This window comes from Pseudoalteromonas sp. H103, from assembly GCF_001469205.1.
Lineage (GTDB): Bacteria > Pseudomonadota > Gammaproteobacteria > Enterobacterales > Alteromonadaceae > Pseudoalteromonas > Pseudoalteromonas carrageenovora.
The window spans coordinates 447,192-473,835 of the sequence record NZ_LOFG01000012.1; the positions used below are offsets into that span (position 1 = coordinate 447,192).

Here is a 26,644-nt window from a genome sequence, read left to right on the forward strand (position 1 = left end):
TTAGATGCTTTAGAATGCGAGTTGAACCGTATATACTCAAATCATACTAATAATGATAATAACGCTCCCATTATGACCAAATTAGGCTTACGCGATTCTGTTTTAACACTGACCCTGATCCCAACGGTGATCATAGGATTACTACTTGGTGGCTATTTTACAATAAATCGTTACATTGAGCTTGATGAAATTTTATATCAACAAGGCGCAACTATTTCTGAGCCGCTTGCTATTGCCCTTGAGCAACCTATGCTTGAAAAAAACAAACAATTATTAAATCGCCTTATTAGCTATACACATAACAAACACTCCCCTGCAGTCAAATCGATAGCGATTTTTGATAAAAATAATGAGCTGTTAATGACCAGTAATTACCACCGCTCATTTGACAAGCTTATTAACCAGCAAACACTACAAAATTTAAAAACGACTCATGTGCAAAAAAATGCAGAGCTCATCACTTTTTTTACGCCAGTAATTAACCATACAAGTCATGATTCTAAATGGGACCCTTCGGCTTTTCAGTCATCACTTGGTACTGTAATTTTACAATTAAATAAAGACCAAGCCGTTATTGGCCAGCAACGAGCGCTATTAATTAGCGGTATTGTTATTATTTTGTCGCTGGTGTTTGCCGCTATTTTGGCATTAAGACTTAGCCGTATGTTTATGAACCCTCTTAATAAGTTAGTACTTGCCACCGACAAACTTGTTGAAGGAAAAAGAAACACTGGCTTAACCGATAGCATGATTGGTGAATTTGAGCTGCTACGCGAAGGTTTAAATACCATTGCTCACACTATGGTGATGCAAAAAGATGAGATGCAAAAAAATATTGACCAAGCAACCAGCGACTACCGTGAAACACTTGAGCAATATGAAACCTCAAATATAGAACTCTCATTTGCTAAAAAAGAAGCGCAAGACGCTAACCGAGTTAAATCAGACTTTTTAGCTAAAATGAGTCACGAGCTGCGCACTCCGCTTAATGGTGTTATTGGCTTTACCCGCCAACTTTATAAAACGCCACTTAATAAAAATCAAAAAGATTACCTTGATACAATTATGCTCTCGGCAAATAGTTTAATGACCATAATTAGCGATATTTTAGATTTTTCTAAACTTGAAGCGGGTGCAATGGAGCTTGAGTCAATTCAGTTTCAACTTCGCGATGCTGTTAATGAGGTAATGACATTACTAGCGCCTAGTGCACACGAAAAACAATTAGAGTTATCTATATACATAAACCAGCACGTACCAGATGATTTAACCGGCGACCCAACGCGCTTTAAACAAGTTTTAATAAACCTTTTAAGCAACGCGATTAAGTTTACTGAGAAAGGCTCAATTAAGGTCGATATAAGTCACCGGTTACTCGATGACGAGCGTGCTTCTTTATTGGTTTCGGTAACCGATACTGGTGTGGGTATCCCTATGGATAAACAGGATTCACTATTCACCCCTTTTGGCCAAGCAGATTCAAGTATTACACGTAAATTTGGTGGCACAGGCCTGGGGCTTATTATTACCAAGCATATAGTTGAGGCGATGAGCGGCCGCATTACATTAAACTCAGCACCAGGTAACGGCACATGTTTTACATTCAATAGTGTATTTAACTTACCAAACCATATATTTACTAACGACTTACCATCGAAATCGCTCATTGGTAAGCGTATTTTATATTTAGAGCCGCATGAACATACACACCATGCAGTGCTTTCATTATTAACTCAGTGGCAATCAAACGTAACAGCGTGCTTTAACGAGACCAGCTTTTTAGATGCTATAAAAAATAGCGAATATAAATATGATATTTGTTTAATTGGCCATATGGCGTCTGTTGATGATATGCAGCAGCTAAAAAGCTATGTAAAAGCCGTACGTGAATCAACCGACTACTTATATTTAATGCTTAATACTGTATCGCACAATATGCGAGAAGCGTTTATAGGCAGTGGCGCTGACGCTTGTTTGAGTAAACCGCTTAATCACCGTAAGTTATGTGAAGTACTTGCTGCGCCTTATAGACTTGATCACCCTACTCATAATATTGAGCAAAATGAGCAAGCTTTATTACCATTAAAAGTGCTTGTTGTTGACGATAACGACGCTAACTTAAAACTTATTTGTACGTTATTAAAAGAGCAAGTAGAGGTTGTAGAAACCGCTCATAATGGCTCTCAAGCATACAGCTTAAGCAAAAGTCATAAGTACGATGTGATATTTATGGATATACAAATGCCAATAATGGATGGCATTACCGCATGTAAGCTTATTCGCGAATCATCATTAAATGAAGATACACCTATTATTGCAGTAACAGCCCATGCGCTTCACAGTGAAAAAGAACAACTTTTAAAAGATGGTTTTAAAGGCTATTTAACTAAGCCTATTGATGAGGATATGTTAAGCCAAATTATTTGCGATCATAGCCCACAAACACCTATAAACCGTGATAAAGCTAAAATAGATATTCCACAAAGCCCTGCTCCATTTCAAAGTACTCGAATTGACTGGGCGCAGGCATTGCAACGTGCTGGCGGCAAAAGCGAGTTAGCACTCGAGATGCTTAATATGCTACTGCTAAGTGTGCCTGAAACACTCACACTCCTTGCTAAAGCTATTGAAAGTAATGATTGTAAGCAAGTACTTAGCATAGTGCACAAGTTTCATGGTGCATGTTGTTACACCGGCGTACCTAAGCTTAAATCACTAGCAGAAACCATTGAAACATCACTTAAAAGTGAATGCATACTAGAGAATATTGAACCTGAGTTATTTGAGCTTCAAGATGAGCTTGAAAATTTATTAGCTGATGCCAATGTCACCGAGCTTCAACGCTAGCTTACGGCTACTTAAACTAAGTTTCTTAAATTCAGTAACTTAAATTTAGTTACTTAAACTAAAAAAGCGCAGTAAAACTGCGCTTTTGTAAAATTTAAATCAAAGATAAAAATTACATTCTTGCTTCAATCATTAATCGCTTCATATCGCGCACGGCTTTATCAAGGCCATCTATAGCTGCACGAGCTATAATAGCGTGGCCAATGTTTAGCTCGTATATTTCGGGCATTTCAGCAATTGGCTTAACGTTATGATAATGAAGGCCATGTCCTGCATTTACAATTAAGCCTATGCTTGCTGCATATTTAACGCCTTCGCGAATGTGCTCAAGCTCTTTATGTAAGTCAGTGTCATTAGTAGCGTCGGCATATGCGCCAGTGTGTATTTCAACAAATGGAGCGCCACATTCTTTTGCTGCGTCTAACTGCACTTTATCTGCATCAATAAATAGCGATACTTTAATGCCCGCATCACCAAGAGTTTTAGTCGCAGCTTTAATTTTATCTATATTGCCAGCTACATTTAAGCCACCCTCAGTCGTTAGCTCTTCACGTTTTTCAGGTACTAAACACACGTACTCAGGTTTTACTTCAAGCGCTATTTTTATCATTTCATCGGTAACAGCGGTTTCAAGATTCATACGAGTTTGAATAGTTTTAGCCATTACATAAACGTCACGGTCTTGAATATGGCGTCTGTCTTCACGTAAATGAATCGTAATGCCATCAGCACCTGCGTGCTCAGCTACACTGGCTGCGTGAGCCGGATCTGGGTAGTTTGTTCCACGTGCTTGGCGAAGTGTTGCAATATGATCTACGTTTACACCTAAAAGAATATCTTTCATTGTTCTACCTGTAAAATTACGTTTATTGAGAGGCCATAAATAGCTCACGGCTTTTTAATGGTTTACTACCTAGTAAGGGCTTTAATAAATAGCGACTTAATTGCTTTGCCATATATAGCACATCGCTTTGGCTAAAGTCATGATTTGCAATTGCATTAAGCTGTTTACCACTAAATCCTGAGCGTACATCGTCTTGCATTAAAAAACCAAGCTCAGGGAAATAGCTATACGTAAGCGCTTCGTCTATTGGCTCACCGCTTGCGTCAAAACTAAAATCGACACCGTAGCCTAAAAGCTCTAACAATTGAAACTCGTATGAGCGCAGCACAGCTTGCAAATTAGCACCGCTATTAAGGTTACCAAGGTGAGATTTGTAAAGTTCAAATACTTGTTCAATGGGTTCATTAACAGGCACAATACGATTAGTTAATTCATTTAAATAAAAACCACAGTATAACTCGTCACCTTTTAAATAATGCGGGTTACCATGTAATTCGAATTTATTGATATATTTTAAATCATACTTGCCGCTGTAGTGAACAAGTAATGCCTGAAACGGCTGAAGTTGTGCTTTATGCTTAGTGGCCTGGCGGCCACTAATTCGCGCCAGCATTCTTAACTGGCCCACGCCCTCTACCAGCATATCAAGCATTACTTGGGAGTCACTATAAGGACGCCGATGTAACAAATACGCTGTGTAGAAGTCGCTATCCATTCATTAAGCTGCTTATTGGTTTAGTCTTCACCGTAACCTAAGCTTCTAAGTGCTCGTTCGTCATCAGCCCAACCAGATTTAACTTTTACCCAAAGTTCCAAAAATACTTTGTTGTCGAGCATTTCTTCAATGTCTTTACGGGCTTCACGGCCAATCGTTTTTAGCTTTTCGCCTTTATTACCGATTACCATGCGCTTTTGTGTTTCACGCTCAACAAGTATTAACCCGTTGATATGCCATACACCGTTTTCTTGCCATTTAAACTGCTCTATTTCAACAGTTACAGAATATGGAAGTTCTTCACCCATGAAGCGCATTAGCTTTTCACGAATAACCTCTGCTGCCATAAAGCGCATAGAACGATCGGTAACGTAATCTTCAGGGAAGTAAAACTCACAAGGAGGTAAGCGTTTAGTTACTTCTGCTTTGATCAAATCAACGTTTTTACCTTGTGTTGCCGATACTGGCATAATGCCAACAAAATCAAACTTGTCACCAAGCTCTTTCATGTGAGGTAGCACTAAATCGCGGTTTTTAACTTGGTCAATTTTATTTATAACCAATAATACCGGCTTACCACTTTGCGATACCTTATTAAGTACCATTTCGTCATCAGCATTCCAATGAGTGCCTTCAACAACAAAAATAATAAGTTCTACATCACCAATTGAACTAGACGCTGCACGGTTCATTAAACGGTTAATAGCACGCTTTTCTTCAACGTGAAGACCTGGTGTATCTATGTATACCGCTTGGTGTTTACCTTCGGTATGAATACCCATAATACGGTGGCGTGTAGTTTGTGGTTTGCGCGAGGTAATACTTACTTTTTGCTCAATGATTTCATTAAGTAAAGTTGATTTACCTACGTTTGGGCGACCAACAATGGCAACCATTCCACAAAATGTATCTACATCACCTTCATGAGGTTGTATTAAGGTATCAAGGTTCATTTTTAAGTATCTTCAATGCTTTTTCGGCAGCTTTTTGTTCGGCTTTACGGCGCGAGCTACCAACAGAAATTATGCTATCCATTCCATCAACAATACATTCAACCGTGAATGTTTGATTATGTGCTTGGCCTTTAGTGTCAACAACAGTGTAACCCGGTAAAGATAATTTACGGGCTTGTAGATACTCTTGCAGCAGGGTCTTCGGATCTTTTTGATTAAGCCCTGGTGAAATAGCATCAAGTCGAGACTCGTACCACGCTAAAATTAGTTCTCCGCAGCGTTCAATATCTGAATCTAAAAATACTGCGCCAATAATGGCTTCAACTGCGTCAGCGAGTGTAGACTCACGGCGGAAACCTCCACTTTTAAGCTCACCCGGCCCCAAGCGCAAGTAATCGCCTAGGCCAAATTCGAGACCAAATTCAGCAAGAGTTTGGCCACGCACAAGCGTAGAACGCATACGGCTTAAATCGCCTTCGCGTGCTTTTGGAAATTTAGCATAAAGCGCATTGGCAATTACAAAGCTTAATATTGAGTCGCCTAAAAACTCTAGTCGCTCATTATGTTGACCTTTGTGGCTGCGGTGCGTCATTGCTTGTTCAAGTAAACCTTGATCAGCAAATACATAGCCAATTCTATTATATAATTCTGTTACATTTTTTTTCATTGTTACTGAATATTACCTAGGCGTTCAAAACGAACACCAGTTGGAACCCATCCTGGTAAAACATCATCTGGGCCATTTTCAAATTCAAAACTCATCCATATAAAGACAGCTTTACCCACCAAGTTTTCTTTTGGTACAAAGCCCCAAAAGCGACTATCTTGGCTGTTATCGCGGTTATCACCCATCATAAAATAATGATCAGCAGGTACAGTCCATTCATCTGAAGGTGTGCCTGGTTGCTGATAGTAACGCCCTTTTCTTTCAGGTGCGCGTGGGTTGATTAAAATGTCGTGCTTAAGTGTAGTTAAATTTTCGTTTACACGTGCAAGCGACATTTGGCCTTGTTTAAATTCGTTATCATTAATTAGTTTAAAATCAATTTTATTGAATTCATTGCATAGAAGCTCACCCTGTTGGGTTTCACCTTCTTTACAGTTTGGTTGAATATATAAACGCTTATCGCGATAAACAATTTTATCGCCCGGTAAACCAATTGCGCGTTTAATATAATCAACTCTTTCATCTAACGGGTATTTAAAAACAACAATATCACCACGTTCTGGCTCACCCATATCAACTAACTGAGTACGCCAAACTGGGTCTTTAATTCCGTAAGAATATTTTTGCACTAAAATAAAGTCGCCAACTAATAAAGTAGGCATCATTGAACCTGATGGAATCTGAAACGGTTCAAAAATAAATGACCTAAAAATAGTAATAGCTGCAATCATCGGAAAAATCGACTTTGCAGTTTCAGTTATTACTGGTTCTGGTGCTATTAGTGCAGCTGTTTCTTCATCTAACTGGCTGCCAGCAGAGGTTTGCGCTATAGCCAAACGCTCTTGCCTTTTTGGCGCATACAACAGGTGATCTATTAACCATATTAAACCTGAGCCTAAGGTTAATAACACCAATAAAACTGAAAAGTAACCAGCCATCTATAATCCTTTGTTTTTATTTACCAACTTTCAAAATAGCTAAAAACGCTTCTTGAGGCACTTCAACATTACCTAGTTGCTTCATTCGTTTTTTACCATCTTTTTGCTTTTGCAGTAGCTTTTTCTTACGACTCACGTCACCACCGTAACATTTAGCTATTACGTTTTTACGTAACTGCTTAACCGTTGTACGCGCAATAACATGCTGTCCGATAGCTGCTTGAATCGCAATATCAAACATTTGACGCGGGATGAGCTCTTTAAGCGCATCAGCAAGCTGACGACCACGCGATTGAGCGCTATCTCTGTGTACAATAATTGCTAACGCATCAACACGCTCACCGTTAATAAGTATATCAACGCGTACCATGTCTGAGGTTTGAAAGTGCTTAAAGTTATAATCAAGTGATGCAAAACCACGACTTGTTGATTTTAACTTATCAAAAAAGTCCATTACCACTTCAGCCATCGGTAGCTCATACGTCACAGCTACTTGCTTACCGTGGTAACTCATTTTGGTTTGTACACCACGCTTATCAACACATAACGTAATAACACTACCTAAATACTCTTGAGGAACAAGAATATTAGCCTCTACTACTGGCTCACGAATTTCTAAAATATCGTTTACCGCAGGTAAATCAGATGGATTATCAATCTGAGTAGTACCTTCTTTAGTAACTACTTCGTAGATTACAGTAGGTGCCGTCGTAATTAAATCAATATCGTATTCACGCTCTAAACGTTCTTGAATAATTTCCATGTGTAGCATTCCTAAAAAGCCACAGCGGAAACCAAAACCAAGTGCGGTCGAATTCTCTGGTTCAAAGAATAACGACGCATCGTTTAAGCTTAATTTATTTAGTGCATCACGGAACGATTCATATTCATCAGATGCAATTGGGAACATACCGGCATAAACCTGTGGCTTAATTTTTTGAAAGCCTGGTAAACGAAGCGGTGCTGCATTTTTTTGATGAGTAATGGTGTCGCCAACTGGCGCACCGTGTATTTCTTTAATACCCGCAATAACAAAACCTACTTCGCCAGTACGTAAAATACCGGTATTTGTTTGCTTAGGGGTAAAAATACCAACATGGTCAGCGGTATGAACGTGCTCGTTTGACATTATTTTTATTTTGTCGCCCGCGCGTAGTTCACCATGCTTAATACGTACAAGTGATACAACACCTTGGTATGGGTCAAACCACGAGTCAATAATAAGTGCTTGTAAAGGCGCTTCTTTATCACCTTCTGGTGGCGGAACGTCTTTAACAATCATTTCAAGAACTTCGGCAATACCTACACCTGTTTTAGCGCTACACTGCACAGCGTCTAAGGCATCAATGCCAATAATATCTTCAATTTCTTCAGCTACACGAAGCGGATCTGCTTGCGGTAAATCAATTTTGTTAAGTACAGGAATTACTTCTAAGTCCATTTCGATAGCGGTATAACAGTTTGCCAATGTTTGCGCTTCTACGCCTTGGCCTGCATCTACTACTAATAATGCACCTTCACACGCAGCTAATGAACGAGATACTTCATAAGTAAAATCAACATGCCCTGGCGTGTCGATGAAGTTAAGTTGGTATGTTTCACCATCATTTGCTTTGTAGTTCAACGTTACACTTTGCGCTTTAATGGTAATACCACGTTCGCGCTCAATGTCCATTGAATCCAAAACCTGCTTCTGCATTTCACGGTCGGTTAAACCGCCACAAACTTGGATCAAACGGTCAGAAAGGGTCGATTTACCATGGTCAATGTGGGCGATGATCGAAAAATTACGGATATGCTTCATAAACTGGATTCTAAACTTCTATTTTAATGGACTAAGTACATACACCTAAGTGACTTGAAAATACTTGCTTTAGGATGCCACAAGTTTAGTTTATAACTTTCACACTAAACTTACGCTTTTTAAGGTGGGTTAAAATTATTTTATAGCTTGAATAACATTGATTTAGAGCCGTTTAGCCTAAATAACTTTCCTCGCGTAAAACAATTATAAAAACCACGGCTCCTTGTATTTCCAAGTTACTTTGGTATAAAACGGCAATTTTACATTTAATTGGCGTCAATCACCATCTATTTGCGTTAAAGGAATACTAATTGGATGAATTTTTATAACTTTTATATCGTGCTTAAGAGATTTAACACGTGTTTTAGCAATAAAATAACCACTTATCCCACCTAAAACCGCTGCTAAAATTTGCCAGCCTTCACTAGCTATAAATAACTGAGCTGCAATAAAAGCAAAAATCAGGCTTAAAAATAACGGTAGCATGTAAACAGCAAAAGCATGTTTAACCATATGGCTATCATCAAGAGACAGTGTGACTTTTTGACCGACCTCTACGGGGGATTCAAATTTAAAGGGGAATGTTTTTTTAGCCGTGCCAAATAGCTTACCAAACACTTGTGAACCACAACGTCCGTTGCAGCCTTCGCAAGCTTGTTTTTGCTGGGCTTCTAAATGTGCAGTGTGGCCATCGAGGGCCACAACTGTGAGGGTCTGTTCTATCATAACAATCCTTACGAATCGTTTATAATGCGCGGGTTACTGACTCTGCTATTGCTTTTGCGGTCATACTTGGCACATTACCAACAACGGATACATCGAAATTACCGCCATTATGCACATATACAGTCGTTGCACCAGAAGTTAATGCACCGCTTAAACGCTTGCCCGGTAATGGGCGCTGAATAAATACCGACACTTCTACAAACCCGTCTGAGAACAGGTAATAGTCTGTAAGTTCATTATTTAAATCGAGCTTATGGCGGTCTGATTTTAGAAGTTCAAAACCATCTGGCAACCAACTAATTTTCCAGTTTGTGGCCGTGCTATCGTTATTGTTCAATGCATCATTTGGTAAAGGCGTTGGAAAATTACGATTAAGTACTTCAAGTAACATAGCCGCAGGCTGCTCTGTTACGCTAATATGCGTAAGCTGCAACTGCTCAAGAGCTTCGCCTTCATGATTAACGTACGCTGCTTTTAATAAAAGCGACGACTCCATATCAAGCCAAATCCAATAGTTATATTTATACTCGTCTTTAGATTCTATTCGCACTAGCTGCGCAGCACGCCCAGCTATTCGCCCTTTTCCACCTAAAACAAAGTCATAATGCGCACTTAAGCGCTCGATATCTTTGAATAATACTTCAGGAATTGGACCCGCTATTGAGTCTGTTTTTAAAGAGTAAGGCTGAGATTGCGGCTCAAAGTAAGTAACTTGATTATCAACACGAACCATTTCTAAACCAGCGCCGTTAAGCAAGCTTAAATGCTCAAGTTCTGTTTCGCCCTGAAGCGCATGTACCCATCGATAGGGTTCCATTGCTTTACCTTTAACGACCACAAACGAGGCGTCAAAATTACGGGTGTGAACGGCATTCGCCATTTTAAGTAATAAATCTTTGGCAGGATTTGTGTCGTTGGCAAAGGCATTTACGCTTACGACCAACGACAGAACAAAAGTGATTACTTTCATTTAATTAGTTTTTTTCCTCAGACGCTTTGGTGCTAGTTTGCGCTGTTTCTAAAGAATTCGCAACTCGGGCTTGGCGTTGGTGCTCTAAAACTAACGCGCCAATACGTTGCTGTTGTAACTCACGTAAACCTTGCTCTGCATTTTCAAGGGCAGGCTCTGATGAGTAACTTACCGGAGATGCCATACCTGTTAACGGAGTCGTTTGCAGTAATGGAATTTCACTTTGTTGCTCGTTATTGCTTTGTGGCAAGGTGTTTACACCTACAATGGCAAACATCGCTACACTTGCTGCAATAGCAAGTTGTGCAACAGGTTTACGCCAATTAAAAGCAACTACGTTGTTGTCTTTTTCGGTTGAGCTTTGCGGCTTATTTGCTGCTTTAGGCTGAGAAAAATCAGCGTATACAGGCTCACTTTCTAGCGCTAGTGCAACGCGATCGCTAATATCAATATGGATGTCGTTGTTATTTTTTTGAGCACGCATCGCATCACCAATTAACGCATAACGACCGAACGTAGTTACATCTTGCTCTGCAATTGTTGCATCAGCTAAATGTTGCTCGCCGTCAAGTAATGCTGATAACGCTTCGTTATCTAACTTGCTAACGTGTGCTTTTGTCATACTAAGACTCGCCTATTAATGGGTTTAATTTGTTATCTATTGCTTCACGGGCTCTAAATATACGCGAACGTACAGTGCCAACTGGGCAATCCATTACCACGGCTATTTCTTCATAGCTCATCCCTTCAATTTCTCTTAGGGTAATCGCGGTTTTAAGGTCTTCAGGCAAACTATCAATCGTATTAAAAATAACAGCGCGTACTTCTTCGCTTAAAAGTAGGTTTTCAGGAGATGCATTAGAACGCATTGAATCTGCACCATCGTAAAACTCGGCATCTTCGGCGTCTATATCATTCGCTGGCGGCTTACGCCCCTGGGCTACTAAGTAATTTTTAGCACAATTAACGGCAATACGGTATAACCACGTGTAAAAGGCGCTGTCCCCTCTAAAGTTAGGAAGTGCACGGTAAGCTTTAATAAACGCTTCTTGTGCTACATCTGCAATATCGCCTTGGTTAGATACATAACGTGAGATCAAACCTGCAATTTTGTTTTGATACTTCTTTACTAATAGGTTGAAGGCGTTTTTATCTCCTTGCTGGACCCTTTTTACTAGCACTAAATCTAATTCCTGCTCGCTCATTCGAGCCGGTACTCCTATGTCTGATTTTTGCTTGTTATTCATATTGTCGTCATTGTTCACAAATACTCTGACCCCTTTATGAATAAAAAGTTCTGCTTAATATTATTTTTTTATAAAATAGTTGATAAATAACGGCGCTAAGCCTTTAAAATCACTACGTAGTAATATGACAAATATGATACAACTACAGATATTAAAAACAAATATTGCTCTATTTGAGCATTGTAACCGCAAAGTACCTCTGACATGAACCAAAATAAACATCACATTGCAGATGTCGCTATTATCGGTAGCGGCGCAGCAGGCTTATCGCTTGCATTGTCTTTAGCTAATTATTGTAACGTTACCGTGATCAGTAAAGGAGCGCTTACCGAAGGTTCTACCTTGTACGCTCAAGGCGGTATAGCCGCGGTTTTTGATAAAAAAAATGACAGTATAGAATCCCATGTAGAAGATACCCTCGACGCTGGCGGCGGCCTGTGTGACCGCGATGCTGTTCATTACACTGCAAGTAATGCACACGACTGCCTACAATGGTTAATAGACCAAGGCGTGCCTTTTGATATGGAGTTTGACAGTAAAGGTAAAGAAAGATTTCATTTAACTCGCGAAGGCGGTCACAGCCATCGCCGTATTTTACATGCAGCCGACGCAACAGGTAAAGCGGTACAAACCACCCTTATTAGCCAAGTAAAAGCGCATAAAAATATAACCTTGCTTGAGCAATATAATGCAATTGATTTAATTACTGATAAAAGCGCCGATAAACCAGGGTCGCATATCCATGGTATGTATGTATGGAACAAAAAAGCTAAAAAAGTAGAAACTATTACGGCTAAATTTGTGGCTTTAGCTACAGGTGGTGCAAGTAAAGTATATCTATATACCTCTAACCCTGATGTTTCAAGCGGTGATGGTATTGCAATGGCATGGCGCGCGGGCTGTAAAGTGGCCAATATGGAGTTTAACCAATTTCACCCTACTAGCCTTTATCACCCAGAGCTGCAAAACTTTTTAATCACCGAGGCAATGCGCGGCGAAGGTGCTTATTTAAAACGCCCTGACGGCTCCCGTTTTATGAAAGACTTTGATGAGCGTGAAGAGCTTGCACCTCGTGATATAGTCGCTCGCGCAATCGATTTTGAAATGAAACGCCTTGGTGCTAATTGTGTTTATTTAGATATAAGCCACAAAGACAAAGACTTTATTATTGAGCACTTTCCAACTATTTACGCAAAATGTTTAAGTGTTGGCCTTGATATAACCAAAGAGGCAATTCCGGTTGTGCCTGCGGCGCATTATACCTGTGGCGGTGTAATGACCGACTTTAACGGTAAAACCGATTTGGATAACCTATATGCCGTTGGCGAAGTTGCTTACACCGGTCTTCATGGTGCAAACCGCATGGCAAGTAACTCATTATTAGAGTGTATTGTGTTTGCTCATGCTGCTGCTAAAGATATTTTAAGTAAAATTGAAACAGCACCAGAGCCTATGGCGCTTCCTAATTGGGATGAAAGTCGTGTTAGTAACTCAGATGAAGAAATTGTCATTACCCATAACTGGCACGAACTACGTTTATTTATGTGGGATTATGTAGGCATTGTGCGCTCAACTAAACGTTTAGAGCGAGCACTGCACCGAGTTGAGTTACTGCAACAAGAAATCCACGATTACTACGCAAACTTTAGAGTAAGTAATAATTTACTTGAGCTTCGTAACTTAGTACAAGTGTCTGAACTTATCATTAGAAGTGCAATGGAGCGAAAAGAAAGCAGAGGCCTTCACTATACAATTGACTACCCTGAACAAAATGAAAACCCAACACCGACTATTTTGACTCCAAAGCGCAGTTAATTGCATTTAAAGTGGCGCGTTTTAAACGTGCATAACTTTGCGCATTAACACCATTGGCTGAAATTATTAGCCAATGGTGTTCGCTAAAGCCCTTTATATGCAGCCATATACTATTGCCATAAAAACGACTCTTTTGAGTTATTTCACCCTGCACTTTTAGCGTTTCGCCTTCAAACCTAAAAAGCTTAGGTTCTAAAATTATTACGCCCTGTATAGGATGTATCGCTAAAATTTTTCGCCAAACTATATAGGCAGCTATCGCATTTATAATCACACAAAATAGCATAGCTAACGCCGCGTCTAAAAACATACAAAGTAGTAAGCTAAGCACGCAAAAAAAGACCACAATCGGTTTGTGGTCTGCTTTATTATTTGTAACTGTAAATCTATACACGAACTCGGTCTAAGATGAGTGAAACCATGCTATTTAGTTCTTCATCTTTACATTCTTCATGGCCCATAAACCATGCAAATAAATCAGGGTCTTCTTGCGTTAGTAAACGCTGAAAAATAGCTTGTTGTTTTGCATTAAGCGAGTCGTATGCTTCTTCTACAAACGGCATAAACAAAACGTCTAACTCTAACATGCCACGACGACAAGCCCAACGAATACGTGCTTTACTATGAATTTCAACCATTTTAAACCTCATACTTAATTAACCTGAGTTTACCAAAATCAGGTGTACTTAGCAGCTATTAATCATTCATTAAATAATAAACTAATCGTTATAGTTGCTTGCCTGTACCATACGTAACAACTGCGTTATTATGTCACTTCATTTGTATTGCAAAGAAGGTTTTTATGTCGAGCGTTTATGCATGTCCGTTATCTCATCAGCTTATTAGCCTCAGTGGTGCTGATAAATTATCTTATTTGCACGGGCAAATCACTCAAGATCTCAATAAATTAACCAGCAGTAATTATTTATGGGCTGGCCATTGCAGCGCTAAAGGTAAACTTTGGGGCGTATTTAAATTATTTTCTTATCAAGATAGCTATTACCTAGCAGGTAGCGAAGCCGAAGTAGAAAAGTCGTTAGCTGAGCTTAAAAAGTACGCTGTATTTGCTAAAGTTGAAATTAGCGAGTGCTCTAAACGTTTAATCGGTTTAATTGGCGATGACCTTAGTGATGTACTTACACACCTTGGTATTCATTTTGAAGACGATACAAACGCGTGTGACTTTAATAATGGCAAAGCACTTAAATTAGCCCCTAACCGTGTACTGTTAATGGTAGATGGCCAATTTAGCATGCCCGATAGCATATCAACGCTTGATAACGAAGCGCTTTGGCAGCAAGCTGCAATGCTTGCTGGCGAACCTCAATTAAGCAGTGACGCGGTAGGTGAATACGTACCACAAATGGTGAACTTACAAGCCATTGGCGGTATTAGTTTTAAAAAAGGTTGCTACACGGGCCAGGAAACCGTTGCCCGTATGAAATACCTAGGTAAAAACAAACGTGCCATGTATATCGTTTCTGGGCAAAGCGAAGGCTTACTAGAAGAGCTTGATTTAGAAACCCAACTAGGTGAAAACTGGCGACGTGCAGGTAAACTGATTGCACAAAGCTTTGATGAGCAATCTAATAAATTAACGGGCCTTGTTGTGTTGCCTAACGATACCGATGTAACTCAGGTACTTCGTGCAAAACACGCACCTCAGGTGGAGCTAAGCATTCTGCCTCTACCATACTCTCTTGAAGATGAATAAATAGGAATGACTATGATCGTTGCGGCAAATAAAGTAGTAAAAATGCATTACTCAGTAATGGATAATGATGGCAATAGTATTGATAACTCGTTCGGTGGTGAACCGCTAGTTTTTATTGTTGGCACTGGCTACTTAATTTCAGGCCTAGAAAACGCGTTACAAGGTAAGCAAGCTGGCGATACGCTAAGCGTAAAAGTAGAACCTGAAGATGGTTACGGCGAGCGCCACGACCATTTAATGCAAGCAGTACCTAAATCAATGTTTGAAGGTATGGAAATTGAAGTAGGTATGCAATTTCGTGCATCAACTGATGATGGCGACCAATCGGTAATGATCATCGACATCCAAGATGAAGAAGTTATTGTAGATGGTAATAACCCGCTTGCAGGTATTACACTTAACTTTGATGTAGAAATTTTAGAAGTACGTGACGCTAGCGAAGATGAAATGGCTCATGGCCACGTTCATGGCGAAGGTGGTTGTGGTCACGACCATTAATCTAAATACTTATAAAAAAAGCGCCTAAGGCGCTTTTTTTATATCATATTATTTCGCTTAACCACTTTGGGCTCGCTTTGTTGCTTTTCGGGCTGTGCCATGGGTACATCATTTTGTTTAAGGGCACTTAATAAACCTTGTTGATCGTTAGTTCCTAAGCGATACATAGTGCCATCTTTTAGCGTTAATTGTACTGCACTAAAACCCGACACAGAATATACCCAGCCATCGTGCGTAATGCGCATACCAATACCATGCCTGTAAGAATTTTGAACCGCTTTTGCTTCAGTGATTTCACTCAACTCAACACTTTGCCCTGCTACGCCTGGGCCAAACGCCCAACTAATAGCGCTATCATTTACTTTAATTGTTAAGCCATGAAATAAGAAACCCACCAGCACTAAAATACCGGCAAATATCATCAAAGGAGCATCAGCACCTATTAAATTCCACGCCAGAGCAACAAAACCGCCAATCCATGCCAATACAAAAAATATAAACACCGCGTACTGCTTATGCTGATACATAGTTATCTCTAAAATAAAAAAATATTAAAAGCTGTATACCAAGGTGGCACTCAACTCTGAGTCGTATTTGAGGTTATCGTCTTCTGGCTTTGAATTATAACGATACATATAAGCAAACTTAAGTGATACCGCACCAATAACTTGGCTAATGAGCGCAGTTTCTGATTTTAAACGAGAGTTTAACCCAGAAAGTGATTGCTCAATACTTACATCTTGGTTAAAACGAGTTCGTTTTGAAACTAATCGCTCCCACTGCATAGCAACACGGACTAAGTAACCTGTTTTGTTTTGCTCATCTTCACTCACTTCAGATTCATCATCTGCAACTGAGCGATACAAGCCAGGCCCAACATCAATATCAACTTTATTTTTTACGCCCTGATATACCCGCGCGCCATAACCGGTTGCTATCGTGCTTTTAAAATCAAGGCCGCTAAATTCATCTTCTTCATAATCGCCATAAATAAAAAGTGAAGAGTTTTTAACACCTACTTTGTAGTTACCCTGAGCAGATACAAATATACGATTTGCGGTTACATCGGTTGTACCCGTATCGTCATTTTGGTCGCGCTTATAAAGGGAGTCTATTTTGAATTGATTTCGCCATTTCTCAAAGTCTTGATACAAGTTGCCTTTGAGCTTAAAGCTTGTGGAGTTGGTGTTACCTTTACTTAAAATTAAGCCAAACTCGGTATCACCATAAAACATTTCGCCTTTGTGTAACTCATGAATTTCTTCATCTGAAAGCTTGCCATATTCATGAAAATCCTCAAACGGATCAACTGCCCAGCTAGGGCTACTAATCATTAAAAGAATTAAAAATAAATACTTACGCACAGAACTCTCTCTGATACACAATTAAAACAAGTAAGCGCAATGCTTACGCTGTTTCTTTCCATAAAATATGACAAAACGGTGCGTCTTTATCACGGCTAATTAAAATTTTTGCAAATAACACATCGTCGGTTTCAAACTCTAAACCTACTAATACCTGAATAAAGTGTTCAGGCTCTATTTCAAGCGCTACAAAGTCTTGCCATTGGTCATCAGGTTCACCTTCTTCAATAAATCCTAACTCTTCTCGGTATTCATTAAAGTCCTCAACGTCTTTATCGCTAAGGTTATTAGGCGCCAGTTCTAAAAAAATATCATAGGCTTGGTGAGTAGCTTCTTCTTCTGTGTATAAACGTGGACCCGACATAATTGCTTAACCTTAAGCTTTAAAGTGGCGTCATAATATCAAAACTAGAAACAAGTTTGAGAAAAATACGCTTAAAAAACAGATTTTTTTGTTACCGAGTCATGCTTGATTCAGCATTTAATAAATTCATTACTTAAGGAACTTCCTAACACCTTGAATAACTGCATTAATTATATTTATTGCTATAAATAAACCATTAAAAACAATACCAATAAATAAAAGTAGATACTCGCTAAATTAATTAATTATGACTAAAGGATCACTAAATAATTCAATTTATTTTTTATAAATATGTACTTAACGCTTATAAAAACTTAAGCTCAAAAGAGGTCAGAGGAGTAACCATGATAAAATTAGAAAAACTAAATAATATTGCTACTGTCACACTTTGCAGGGCACAAAAACAAAACGCCCTAAGCTTTGAAATGTTTGTACAATTAAAAAAAACAATCAATAACATCAAACAAGATCGCAGTATTAGAGCTGTAATCATTAAAGGCGAAAGTGAACACTTTTGTGCAGGGCTTGATGTAGCAGGCGTTATGGCTTCCCCCTTTAACATTGTAAAACTACTATTTAAGTGGTTACCGGGTAATCAAAACCTAGCTCAAAAGGCTGTTTTAGGCTGGCAATCGTTAAGTGTACCGGTTATTGCACAAATAGATGGCAACTGCTTAGGTGGAGGATTACAAATAGCCTTAGGAGCCGACTACAGAATTGTTAATAACAATGCAAAACTTGCCATTATGGAAGCCCGCTGGGGACTTTGCCCTGATATGGGTGCAAATGTAGTACTAAGTGGCCTTGTAAAGCGCGATCATGCACAATGGCTTGCCAGTCATGCAAATCCAATTAGTGCTCAGCAAGCTGAACAATTAGGGTTAGTTACTCAACTCACCGACGATACACAAACGGCAACACACAACATGTTAAACACATTGCTTGAGCGCTCGCCAGATACATTAGCTGCAATTAAACGTATAACACAGCAAAGCTATAAGCTTAATCAACGTAAAATATTAGCTAAAGAAACATTTAGCCAAGTGCGATTACTGCTAAACCCAAACACTAAAAAAGCGATAGCTAAAGCTAAAGGGAAAACTGATATAACTTACAATAATGCTAAGCGCTGGTAAGACTAACGCCCAATGCATGGCGCGCACAAATTTGCTAAAGTTAAACCCTCATTTTATTTATAAGCTACTTAAATGAAGTACTTACTCAGCAGCGCTATTATTTTATTGTGTTTAACTTTAGCTAAATTAGTTATGCATTTTATTGGCGGCAACTTTCCTGCCCCTCTGCTTGGCATGGTTATTTTACTCACTTTACTGTTATCGGGCATTGTAAAAGAGCATTATGTAATGCCCTGCGCATCACCAATCTTAAATATTATGCCAATATTTTTCATTCCTGCAGGAGTCGGTTTTATTGAGCATATAGACCTTATAAAATCGAACGGGCCTTTTTTAGTCTCTGTGGTATTACTCGTTCCTACCAGTACTTTACTGCTGGTAAGTGCGGTTATGGCTTATTTTAAAGGTAGAGATAACAATGACTGAGCTAACACCTAATTTATGGTGGTTAAGTATCCCCTTTATTGTTGCCTTATTTGTACTGCTAAGGGCCTTAAACAAGAAAGTTCAAAACGGTGTTTTAAAATCACTTACTAATCCGGTATTTTTAAGTATTGCTATTATTGCTTTGCTGCTTGTTAACTTAAACTTGCCCTATTCCCAATTTTCCTCTCACAGTCAACTACTTAGCTGGTTATTAGAACCCGCAATTGTTGCCTTAGCACTGCCTTTATATCAGCAATTTATTCATGTACGAAAAAACTTATTACTCATAGTAAGCACCTGCAGTTTAGGCATTGTTAATGCTACTTTTGTTGCATTTGTACTGAGTGTGTTATTTGACGTGCCTAACAGCTTAAGTGCATCTGTTGCGGCTTTAAGTGTAACAACGCCCATCTCTTTAATAGTGACAGACTCCTTAGGAGGAATAAGCTCGCTCGCCGCCGCCTTGGTTATTTTTATAGGCTTATTAGGGGCTTTATTTGGCTTTATGCTATTTAAACTGGCTGCTATTTATAATCACGAAGCGCAAGGCGTTGCAATGGGAACTGCGTGCCATGCAATTGGCACTGCCGCAGCCCTTAGTGAACATCCAAAAGTAGGCGCATTTTCGTCTGTTGCTATGGCATTAAGCGCATTATTAACGGCAATTATAGTGCCGTTGCTCTATCCTTTTTTAGTCAACACTTTGCTATAGTTAGCAAAAATCGTATTACCATCATTTAAAGAGCCCGCTATGATCAGTTCTGAAATAGAACAATTTGAAAAATACTACACCATGCTCACCGAGTACCTAGTTACCTACAGCATGCAGATTGTAGGCGCTATTTTTATATTACTACTGGGCTTATGGGTAGCTAAAAAAATAGCCAATCTGGTTGCAAGCTTAATGGCTCGTCATAATATCGACGTTACTTTAACCAACTTTGTAAGCAATGTAGTTAAGGTATTGCTTATTGTTATGGTGGTTATTATAGCGCTGGGCAAAATAGGGATAAGCGTTACTCCTTTTGTGGCAGCAATAGGTGCAGCGTCTTTAGGTGCAGGTTTAGCACTGCAAGGTATGCTATCTAACTATGGTGCAGGCCTTGCCATTATAGCTACACGCCCTTTTGTAGTTGGCGATACCATTGAGGTTAAAAATGTAAGCGGCCAAGTTAAAACTATAGAGCTTGGCTACACCATTTTAATAGATGAAGAAAAAGTAGAAATCACTATTCCTAACAAACATATAATGGGCGAAATAATTCATAACTCATTTAGTTATTCATTAGTTAAAGGTGAAATAGATATTGCCTATAGTGCATGTGCTGATACCGCTATTAGTCTTATTGAAGAAGTACTCAACGCACACGAGTTAGTTGCTCAAAACCCACACTCTCAAATAGGCATAGAGCGCTTTGCTGATAGTGGCGTCACTATTAGTTACAGGTATTGGGTGCCTACTACAAAAATAATCGAAACAAAGCTCGCTATTAATGGTGGTGTTTATAAAGCTATTAACAACGCTGAAATTGAAATACCGTTCCCGCAACGCGTAGTGACCATAAATAAAAACGATATTTAACCTTTAAACTTAGTAGGTAATGCAGTATTGCATTACCTACATCACTAGGGCGTGTTGATCTTTGCGGATTGAAATTTGTTCAATCTAGGGGCGATTAAATCGCGGCGCGAGGTTTGTAACCTAGTGGGCTAAGTAAAAACCGAGTAACAAAGAGTTTATCGCCCCTAGGCAGAACCCGAAGGGCAGCGCATGTTTGGCATTTATGCTGCGTTATCGCCTATTTATGGGGAGTAACCACACTTCATAGGCTCCGCCTTGCCTAAAAACCAAACACACAGCTGCAAATTCAACCATCAAAGTTCAACACGCCCTAAACTTCCCTTTCTTAGCAAAAACTCTTTTTGTGTTTGTTGTTTATTCTGTAATATAAATAATTAGTTAAATAACTATTTATTCTCTCGCTTTAATCACATAATAACAATAATGAGCCATTATGAATCGCAGCCTCTTTTACTTAGGTGATTGGCAAGTCAATCCCCAGTCAAATACCGTTCAGCGAGCAGGTAAAACTAAGCAATTAGAACCTAAAGCCATAGATGTATTAGTGCACCTGTGTTTGCAAAAAGGTGAAATAGTCACCAGCGATGAGCTATTAGATCATTGTTGGAAAAATATTGAAATTGGCGATAACCCGCTACATAAAATTATTACTCAGCTACGAAAAGCCCTTGGCGATAAAGCAAGTGAACCCACCTACATAGAAACTATTCGCAAACGTGGTTACCGGATTATTGCAAAACTTGAGTTTCCATTAGCAGATGACATAACAGCAACTGAAAACACGTGGCAAGGTGGTTCTCCCTTTTTAGGTTTAAGCGCATATAATCCAGCCGATACACACTTGTTTTTTGGCCGAAATAAATCGGTATCTACCTTACTTGATAGAATATCGAGTCAAGTTAATTTTGGACGCGCATTTTGTTTAATCCTAGGCCCTAGTGGCACAGGTAAGTCATCATTAGTTAATGCGGGTATACTGCCAAAGTTACTCGACGAGCGAGGCTATAACGGCATCGGAGTTCTTTCTTATTGTCAGCTCGATTTTGCAGATGTACATAAAGATAGGCTTTTTTTAGATTTAGCCTCTGCGCTACTCGACTGGGATATAAACAATCAACCTGTATTTGAAGGGTTAAGCGCGCAAGTACTTGCTCAGCAGCTAGAGCACAGTATTGATAATGTCATCAATACCATAAAATCAGTGCTTAGCAAAACCTCTACACAAATCCACAAGCCGCAATTATTTTTATTTATAGACCGTTTAGAAGTACTACTCTCCTCGCCACTATTTAGTAACGAAACACGTAGCCACTTTTTATCAGTTATTGAGCACTTAGCAACGTCTAAAGCGGTGATTGTATTTAGTGCGTGCAGAAACGATTTTTATTCTTTAGTGGTTGAGCAACCAAGCCTAATGGCTGGCAAAGCTAATGGCGCGCATTACGACTTAATACCCCCAAACAGGCACGAGCTTCAACAAATTATTCGCTTGCCAGCAATAACCGCTAATTTAACGTTTTCACACGACCCGCAAACCCAAACACCACTGGATGAAATACTGTGCGCCGATACCGCCAACAACCCCGATGCACTGCCTATGCTGCAATACACTCTGCAAGAGCTGTATTTACAGCGTAGTGATAATAACGAGTTACTACACAGTGTTTATAAAAAACTTGGCGGTATTGAGGGCGCCATAGGCAAAAAGGCAGAAGATGTATTTATTGGCCTTTCTAAAGCGCAACAACAGCAACTAAAAAGCGTGTTATCACAGTTAATAACGCTAAACCCTGATGGTAAAACGATTACTAGCCGCGCAGCGCGCTGGAAGGCATTAACCAATACCAGCCAAAAAGAGCTTGTTCAAGCCATGGTCGATAGCCGCTTATTTGTATCGCACTTACAAAATCAAGAGGCGTGTTTTAGCCTTGCGCACGAAGCATTATTACGTCAATGGCCACGCGCAAAACAGTGGATAAGCGATCACAAAGATGCTTTAGCAATAAAAAGTCGCTTACAACACCAAGCACAAAATTGGATAGATGAAGGTAAAAGTAGCGCTTACCTCCTTGCGCCAGGTAAACCGCTACAAGAAGCGCAGCTATTGCTTAATGACAAACTGTTTAAACTAGATGATAACGAGCATGCTCTTATTAAAAGCTCTGTAAAAAGAACAAAAACAAAAGTAAGAGTAAAGCGAGTGACCGTTGCTCTATTATGCTTACTTACATTTACCGCGTCATTAATGAGCTTCACTAGCTTTAAAGCCCAACAACACGCGCAAAAAAAACAGCTTGAGGCAGAAAGCTTACTGGGGTTTATGGTCGGCGACTTTGCCGACAAACTACGCAGCGTTAAACGTATGGACTTACTTGATGGCATTAGTAATAAAGCACTTGAGTATTTTACTAATCAAGTTGATGAACCAAGCTCGCTATTTAACTTTAGCAGTCAACAAGGCGAATTTAAAAGTCGCTTTCAATACGCGCAAACTCTGGAAGCCATGGGGGAAGTGGCCTATTCTCGCGGGAAAACCATTGAGGCCTTCACTGCCTTTGAAAACGCCCGCATTCGCCTTGAAGCATTATTAAAAATCCAGCCAAACAACTTAGAGCTACTCACCCTCGCCGGTGCCAATGCCTTTTGGCTCGGCCAGCTTCATTATGATAAAAGTGATTACGCTGCCACTGAGCCATTATTTAAAAAGTACCATTCATATAGCGAAAGGATGTATTCGTTAGCACCGAATGATTTTAGCTCGATTATGGAGCTATCTTATTCGTATAATTCGCTGGGATCTTTGTATTTAAAGCAATTTAACTACATAGCCGCAAAGCAAAGCTTTACAGAGTCACTCACCCTTAAAAATGAAGCCCTTGAGCTTAAACCCAGCAACAAAAACTTACTGCGCGATAAAGCCGATACCATCAGTTGGCTGGCAAAAACAGAAGAGAAGTTAGGCGGCTTTAGTACAACGGTAAATATGTTAGAAAATGCAGCATCAGTGGTCAAAGAAATGACTAATCGCTACCCCAATGATGCAAGCCTTTTGTATATGTCAGCAAATATACATATGCAGCAAAGCTATTTATTGAGCTATTTAGCCGATAAACGAATAGCTTACCAAAAAGCGCTATTTGCTAACAAAATGGTAAGCAATGCATTAAAACAAGATTTCAAAGACAATAAACTTCAGCTTATGTATTACCGATCTTTAGCGCAATTATTGATGTTATCTAATGACAAAAACATTGATCCAAGGATAGAAGAAATTATTACATTCTTAAAGTCACAAAGCTTTAATAATACCAGGCTCATTAATATAAAAATTGTTTTGATTCAGTACTTTATAGATAGAAACTTACAGCATAAAGCCCAAAAATTATTAACTACGCTTGAGAGTAACGAAAACTACCAACAGTTGATAACTAAACAAGTAAAAATTGGTGATAATTTAGTACTTTTACGAATAAACCTGCTGAAAGCTAAGTTAGCTGCTACGAGTATACAAAAAGAACAATTTTGCTTAAATGCGCTTCAAGAAATTGCTAAAACAGTAAATACAAACCAAAGCATTCTCATAACATACCCACAGGTTCAGGCATACACTTGCTTGAACCGAGCAAACGAAATACCCAAAATTAAAGCCCGTCTGGTTAAGCTGGGCATTAACAACTTTCAACTATAACCATAAATACAAAAGGAAATAATATGAATAACACTCAAGAGCAAATTCACTTTACAGTTAACATTGCACTAGACAGTGACAACGAAGCTAACTTTACATACTCTGTAGATGGCAAAGAAGTGACAGGCGGCGGAGTTGTTAGAACCGAAACTGCGGGCATTTATAGTTTAGATGAAGCCACGCTTGCTAAGGGCTTTTTATTTACTGGCGCCACTATTACTGATGTCGATAAAGAAGCGCCTTGCGCTCAAGACTTCAGCTTTAAAGTAAGCGATAACGGCCGTAAAATTACCGTTATCGACACCGATGAAAACCCAGGTACTGCCTGTTTAGTATTTAATGTTGAGTGCAATGGTAATCCTTATACAAGTACCGACCCTCAAGTTATCAATGAAGAAGAAAACTAATTAACAACGCTTTATTATTGATTTCTAAATTGCACAGGCCTAATTTACCCCTGTGCAATTTATTTATAGACTTACCACCTTTTCGCCTACTACTCTTCAAAGTTATAAAAACTAAACCTCAGTACTTTCCTAATTAAAAAACATAATAAAATAAGCAACTTAAACCAGAAGGTTACCGAAAGGTTTAAAACCCACAAATTAAATACACTGCTAGACATCAAGTTTCATTAACAATAAAAATGAGCAACACCATGTCTAACAATAATGAAAATAGTAGAGCAAATAACACCAACAACGCTGTATCTGCATTAATGAGCAGCATTTCTAATACCGTTAACAATGAAAAAATAAGCGCGATTATTAATGTTACTAATGTGATGGCCGATGCTATTTTTATTGTAAATGCACACGGTGTATTTGAGTCTGTAAATCCGATTGCTGCAAAGTTTTTTAATATGCCACTTGAAGCCATAATTGGTAAAAAGTGGCAATCGTTTTTACAAGAGCAATATAGAGACGATTACAATTACATGTTTGAAAGTTGGAAAAACAATTATCAAACGCCGCTTAACCATGGTCCTAAAGAAGTAAAAATAATTAAAGCCAATGGTAACTTTTTAGATGTTGAGCTATCTATATCATGTTTACCCGAATCGGTAGTCGCAAATACCCCACTTTTTATTTGTATAATGCATGATATTTCAAAGCACGTTAAAAAGTATAAAGTACTGGAAAATGTAGCCAAGCTTGATCATCTCACTGGCATTGCTAATCGTTGTACTTTAGAAAAAACCATCATTAAAAATTGGCAAGAGTGCATAGTTAACAAGCAGCCTCTTAGCTTTATACTTATTGATATTGATTACTTTAAATTATTTAACGATAACTTTGGCCATGTAAAAGGTGACAAATGCCTTCAAAAAGTCGCGCGTACAATTGAAGAATGCCTCCCCTCTAAAGACAGTTTAGTAGCTAGGTATGGCGGTGAAGAGTTTGCCGTTGTACTACCTCGTTCGCACATTTCAAATGCACAAATGATTGCTAAGCGCATCCAAGATAAAATTCTAAATATTAACTTTAGAGATATTGGCCTACCTGCAAACGTAAAAATAAGTGTAAGCCAGGGCCTTGCCTGCGAATACGATAATCAATACAGAACATCTGAAGCATTAGTATGCGCAGCTGACACGGCGTTATATAGAGCGAAGTCGGAAGGGCGTAATAAATTATGTATAAGGTAGTGTACGATCTATATTGATAGAACCTTTATGTACTGAAATAAAAACCGCACTTGGCGGTTTTTGTTATTAAATAGGCTTATACGTCTATTAGCAGGCCTTTATCTTTTTTGATTTTTTCGATAACCATATAGGTATGATGAGTCCCTACCCCTGGGATATCGACTAAATCACCTAGTACCTGCCTGTACTCTTCCATGTTAGACACACGAATTTTTAAAAGGTAGTCATAGCCGCCAGCTACCATGTCACACTCGACGACTTGTTCTATCCTCAATATGTGCTCTCTGAATACTTTAAATACAGCGGTGTTTGAAGCAACAAGTGATACTTGAACATGCGCCACTAAGCTCTGATTAAGTTTAGCTTCGCTAAGCTTAGCATAGTAGCCTTCAATATAGCCTTCTTGCTCTAAACGTTTAACACGGTCAAGGCATGGGCTGGCACTTAAATTAACCTGTTTTGCTAGGTTAACATTCGAAATTCTGCCGTTCTTTTGAAGAACGTCTAATATAGCTAAATCGATACGATCAAGCATGCGTAATCTATTTGGAATGCTCATAACAGAATTTTATGCGGATAAGTTAAATTTATACCCTGTAAATTATCGTAAATCGTGAAATTTAACCAGCATATTCTGCTGAAATTTATTTAGAATGCACTCACAATATCACTGGTAATTTATTGGTAATTAACTTTAC

Annotated in this window: 27 protein-coding genes; 11 read left to right on the forward strand and 16 right to left on the reverse strand. The window is 39.0% G+C overall.

Going from position 1 to position 26,644, the window contains the following annotated elements; genetic code table 11:
* The first annotated feature begins 72 nt into the window (after window positions 1-72).
* Window positions 73-2,847 carry a two-component sensor histidine kinase BarA gene (barA, locus tag ATS74_RS09305; protein ID WP_058548739.1) on the forward strand — a complete coding sequence of 925 codons (2,775 nt, stop codon included), beginning with the start codon at window positions 73-75 and terminating at the stop codon, window positions 2,845-2,847.
* Between the two features lie 112 nt (window positions 2,848-2,959).
* On the opposite strand, the gene pdxJ is transcribed toward barA, so the two are convergent.
* The 10 genes from pdxJ to rpoE all read right to left on the reverse strand — a co-directional run bounded on the left by pdxJ (window position 2,960) and on the right by rpoE (window position 11,669).
* Window positions 2,960-3,691 (reverse strand): pyridoxine 5'-phosphate synthase, encoded by a 732-nt coding sequence (pdxJ, locus tag ATS74_RS09310; protein ID WP_058548616.1) that lies wholly within the window; start codon window positions 3,689-3,691, stop codon window positions 2,960-2,962.
* A gap of 22 nt (window positions 3,692-3,713) precedes the next feature.
* Complete coding sequence (gene recO / locus ATS74_RS09315; RefSeq protein WP_058548617.1) at window positions 3,714-4,406, reverse strand: DNA repair protein RecO; 693 nt, start codon at window positions 4,404-4,406, stop codon at window positions 3,714-3,716.
* Between the two features lie 20 nt (window positions 4,407-4,426).
* Entirely contained in the window at window positions 4,427-5,359 is a 933-nt protein-coding gene (era, locus tag ATS74_RS09320) for a GTPase Era (RefSeq protein ID WP_058548618.1), read from the reverse strand.
* On the reverse strand, window positions 5,349-6,026 hold the full coding sequence (gene rnc / locus ATS74_RS09325) for a ribonuclease III (protein WP_058548619.1): 678 nt from the start codon (window positions 6,024-6,026) through the stop codon (window positions 5,349-5,351). Before rnc ends, era begins: the two co-directional genes overlap by 11 nt.
* A 2-nt stretch (window positions 6,027-6,028) precedes the next feature.
* Window positions 6,029-6,964, reverse strand: coding sequence for a signal peptidase I (gene lepB, locus ATS74_RS09330; protein ID WP_058548620.1), 936 nt, complete (start codon window positions 6,962-6,964; stop codon window positions 6,029-6,031).
* A gap of 16 nt (window positions 6,965-6,980) precedes the next feature.
* Entirely contained in the window at window positions 6,981-8,768 is a 1,788-nt protein-coding gene (gene lepA, locus ATS74_RS09335) for a translation elongation factor 4 (RefSeq protein WP_058548621.1), read from the reverse strand.
* A gap of 276 nt (window positions 8,769-9,044) precedes the next feature.
* Window positions 9,045-9,494: a SoxR reducing system RseC family protein gene (locus tag ATS74_RS09340; RefSeq protein ID WP_058548622.1), complete on the reverse strand. Its 450-nt coding sequence runs from the start codon at window positions 9,492-9,494 to the stop codon at window positions 9,045-9,047.
* Window positions 9,495-9,513: 19 nt separating this feature from the next.
* Complete coding sequence (locus ATS74_RS09345; protein ID WP_058548623.1) at window positions 9,514-10,464, reverse strand: MucB/RseB C-terminal domain-containing protein; 951 nt, start codon at window positions 10,462-10,464, stop codon at window positions 9,514-9,516.
* A gap of 4 nt (window positions 10,465-10,468) precedes the next feature.
* Window positions 10,469-11,086 carry a sigma-E factor negative regulatory protein gene (locus ATS74_RS09350; RefSeq protein ID WP_058548624.1) on the reverse strand — a complete coding sequence of 206 codons (618 nt, stop codon included), beginning with the start codon at window positions 11,084-11,086 and terminating at the stop codon, window positions 10,469-10,471.
* Window position 11,087: 1 nt separating this feature from the next.
* Window positions 11,088-11,669, reverse strand: a complete 582-nt coding sequence (gene rpoE / locus ATS74_RS09355) for an RNA polymerase sigma factor RpoE (RefSeq protein ID WP_058548740.1) — start codon at window positions 11,667-11,669, stop codon at window positions 11,088-11,090.
* A 246-nt stretch (window positions 11,670-11,915) separates the two neighbouring features.
* Here rpoE and nadB point away from each other — a divergent pair, with 246 nt between their 5' ends.
* A complete protein-coding gene (gene nadB / locus ATS74_RS09360; RefSeq protein ID WP_058548625.1) occupies window positions 11,916-13,526 on the forward strand; it encodes an L-aspartate oxidase in 1,611 nt (536 codons plus the stop codon).
* On the opposite strand, the gene ATS74_RS20100 is transcribed toward nadB, so the two are convergent.
* Both ATS74_RS20100 and ATS74_RS09370 read right to left on the reverse strand, forming a co-directional pair.
* Window positions 13,501-13,857 carry a hypothetical protein gene (locus ATS74_RS20100; RefSeq protein WP_058548626.1) on the reverse strand — a complete coding sequence of 119 codons (357 nt, stop codon included), beginning with the start codon at window positions 13,855-13,857 and terminating at the stop codon, window positions 13,501-13,503. The two genes, nadB and ATS74_RS20100, sit on opposite strands and share 26 nt — an antisense overlap.
* Before the next feature lie 55 nt (window positions 13,858-13,912).
* Window positions 13,913-14,164, reverse strand: coding sequence for an FAD assembly factor SdhE (locus tag ATS74_RS09370; protein ID WP_058548627.1), 252 nt, complete (start codon window positions 14,162-14,164; stop codon window positions 13,913-13,915).
* 164 nt (window positions 14,165-14,328) lie between these two features.
* Here ATS74_RS09370 and ygfZ point away from each other — a divergent pair, with 164 nt between their 5' ends.
* Both ygfZ and ATS74_RS09380 read left to right on the forward strand, forming a co-directional pair.
* Window positions 14,329-15,240: a CAF17-like 4Fe-4S cluster assembly/insertion protein YgfZ gene (gene ygfZ / locus ATS74_RS09375; RefSeq protein ID WP_058548628.1), complete on the forward strand. Its 912-nt coding sequence runs from the start codon at window positions 14,329-14,331 to the stop codon at window positions 15,238-15,240.
* A gap of 12 nt (window positions 15,241-15,252) precedes the next feature.
* A complete protein-coding gene (locus ATS74_RS09380; protein ID WP_058548629.1) occupies window positions 15,253-15,738 on the forward strand; it encodes an FKBP-type peptidyl-prolyl cis-trans isomerase in 486 nt (161 codons plus the stop codon).
* 38 nt (window positions 15,739-15,776) lie between these two features.
* Here ATS74_RS09380 and ATS74_RS09385 read toward each other — a convergent pair whose 3' ends face one another.
* The 3 genes from ATS74_RS09385 to ATS74_RS09395 are packed head-to-tail and all read right to left on the reverse strand — an operon-like array spanning window position 15,777 to window position 17,466.
* A complete protein-coding gene (locus ATS74_RS09385; RefSeq protein ID WP_058548630.1) occupies window positions 15,777-16,265 on the reverse strand; it encodes a hypothetical protein in 489 nt (162 codons plus the stop codon).
* Window positions 16,266-16,289: 24 nt separating this feature from the next.
* Window positions 16,290-17,102, reverse strand: a complete 813-nt coding sequence (locus ATS74_RS09390; protein WP_058548631.1) for a DUF481 domain-containing protein — start codon at window positions 17,100-17,102, stop codon at window positions 16,290-16,292.
* Between the two features lie 43 nt (window positions 17,103-17,145).
* The gene (locus ATS74_RS09395) at window positions 17,146-17,466 is read right to left on the reverse strand and encodes an HI1450 family dsDNA-mimic protein (protein ID WP_058548632.1); all 321 of its coding nucleotides are present in this window, start codon (window positions 17,464-17,466) and stop codon (window positions 17,146-17,148) included.
* A 344-nt stretch (window positions 17,467-17,810) separates the two neighbouring features.
* Between ATS74_RS09395 and ATS74_RS09400 the strand changes: the two genes are divergently transcribed.
* The 7 genes from ATS74_RS09400 (at window position 17,811) to ATS74_RS09430 (ending at window position 25,946) form a co-directional block, all read left to right on the forward strand.
* Window positions 17,811-18,602: a crotonase/enoyl-CoA hydratase family protein gene (locus tag ATS74_RS09400; RefSeq protein ID WP_058548633.1), complete on the forward strand. Its 792-nt coding sequence runs from the start codon at window positions 17,811-17,813 to the stop codon at window positions 18,600-18,602.
* A gap of 72 nt (window positions 18,603-18,674) precedes the next feature.
* On the forward strand, window positions 18,675-19,028 hold the full coding sequence (locus ATS74_RS09405) for a CidA/LrgA family protein (RefSeq protein ID WP_058548634.1): 354 nt from the start codon (window positions 18,675-18,677) through the stop codon (window positions 19,026-19,028).
* Window positions 19,021-19,740 carry an LrgB family protein gene (locus ATS74_RS09410; protein WP_058548635.1) on the forward strand — a complete coding sequence of 240 codons (720 nt, stop codon included), beginning with the start codon at window positions 19,021-19,023 and terminating at the stop codon, window positions 19,738-19,740. The genes ATS74_RS09405 and ATS74_RS09410 overlap by 8 nt, the downstream gene beginning before the upstream one ends.
* Window positions 19,741-19,779: 39 nt before the next feature.
* A complete protein-coding gene (locus ATS74_RS09415; RefSeq protein ID WP_058548636.1) occupies window positions 19,780-20,610 on the forward strand; it encodes a mechanosensitive ion channel family protein in 831 nt (276 codons plus the stop codon).
* A gap of 433 nt (window positions 20,611-21,043) precedes the next feature.
* The gene (locus ATS74_RS09420) at window positions 21,044-24,298 is read left to right on the forward strand and encodes an nSTAND1 domain-containing NTPase (protein WP_058548637.1); all 3,255 of its coding nucleotides are present in this window, start codon (window positions 21,044-21,046) and stop codon (window positions 24,296-24,298) included.
* A gap of 23 nt (window positions 24,299-24,321) precedes the next feature.
* A complete protein-coding gene (locus ATS74_RS09425) occupies window positions 24,322-24,705 on the forward strand; it encodes a DP-EP family protein (RefSeq protein WP_058548638.1) in 384 nt (127 codons plus the stop codon).
* A gap of 251 nt (window positions 24,706-24,956) precedes the next feature.
* Complete coding sequence (locus ATS74_RS09430) at window positions 24,957-25,946, forward strand: sensor domain-containing diguanylate cyclase (RefSeq protein WP_058548639.1); 990 nt, start codon at window positions 24,957-24,959, stop codon at window positions 25,944-25,946.
* Window positions 25,947-26,022: 76 nt separating this feature from the next.
* On the opposite strand, the gene ATS74_RS09435 is transcribed toward ATS74_RS09430, so the two are convergent.
* Complete coding sequence (locus ATS74_RS09435) at window positions 26,023-26,505, reverse strand: winged helix-turn-helix transcriptional regulator (protein ID WP_058548640.1); 483 nt, start codon at window positions 26,503-26,505, stop codon at window positions 26,023-26,025.
* Window positions 26,506-26,644 lie beyond the last annotated feature (139 nt).